Consider the following 1,163-nt stretch of genomic DNA (forward strand, 5'->3'; position numbering starts at 1 on the left):
ACCAAGCCGCACGTCAACGTCGGCACCATTGGTCACGTTGACCACGGCAAGACCACGCTGACGGCTGCAATCGCAACCGTGCTGTCGGCCAAGTTCGGCGGCGAGGCCAAGGCCTACGACCAGATCGACGCAGCCCCCGAAGAAAAGGCTCGCGGCATCACCATCAACACCGCTCACGTTGAGTACGAAACGGCTAACCGCCACTACGCTCACGTTGACTGCCCCGGCCACGCTGACTATGTGAAGAACATGATCACCGGCGCCGCACAGATGGACGGCGCGATCCTGGTTTGCTCGGCTGCTGACGGCCCGATGCCCCAGACTCGCGAGCACATCCTGCTGGCTCGCCAAGTGGGCGTGAAGTACATCATCGTGTTCCTGAACAAGTGCGACATGGTGGATGACGCCGAGCTGCTGGAACTGGTGGAAATGGAAGTGCGCGAGCTGCTGTCCAAGTACGACTTCCCCGGCGACGACACCCCCATCATCAAGGGTTCGGCCAAGCTGGCTCTGGAAGGCGACAAGGGCGACCTGGGCGAGCAAGCCATCATGCGTCTGGCCGAAGCTCTGGACACCTACATCCCCCAGCCTGACCGTGCCGTTGACGGCGCCTTCTTGCTGCCGGTGGAAGACGTGTTCTCGATCTCGGGCCGTGGCACCGTGGTGACCGGTCGCGTTGAGCGCGGCATCATCAAGGTCGGCGAAGAAATCGAAATCGTCGGTATCCGCGACGTGCAAAAGACCACCGTCACTGGCGTGGAAATGTTCCGCAAGCTGCTGGACCAAGGTCAAGCAGGCGACAACGTCGGCATCTTGCTGCGCGGCACCAAGCGTGAAGACGTCGAGCGCGGCCAAGTGCTGGCCAAGCCCGGTTCGATCAAGCCCCACACCCACTTCACTGCTGAGATCTATGTTCTGAGCAAGGAAGAAGGCGGCCGTCACACCCCGTTCTTCAACAACTACCGTCCCCAGTTCTACTTCCGTACCACGGACGTGACCGGTGCCGTTGAGTTGCCCAAGGACAAGGAAATGGTCATGCCTGGCGACAACGTCGGCATCACCGTGAAGCTGATCGCTCCGATCGCCATGGAAACCGGTCTGCGCTTCGCTATCCGCGAAGGTGGCCGTACCGTCGGCTCCGGCGTGGTTGCGACCATCCTGGC

General features: G+C 61.6%; 1 protein-coding gene. It reads left to right on the forward strand.

What is annotated here, in order from left to right; all coding sequences use genetic code 11:
* Positions 1 to 1,163: elongation factor Tu (tuf, locus tag DBR47_RS24130; RefSeq protein ID WP_124455012.1), on the forward strand; the 1,163-nt coding region annotated here is incomplete at both ends.

It is taken from the genome of Paucibacter sp. KBW04, assembly GCF_003852425.1.
In the GTDB taxonomy this organism is placed as follows: Bacteria; Pseudomonadota; Gammaproteobacteria; order Burkholderiales; family Burkholderiaceae_C; genus Paucibacter_A.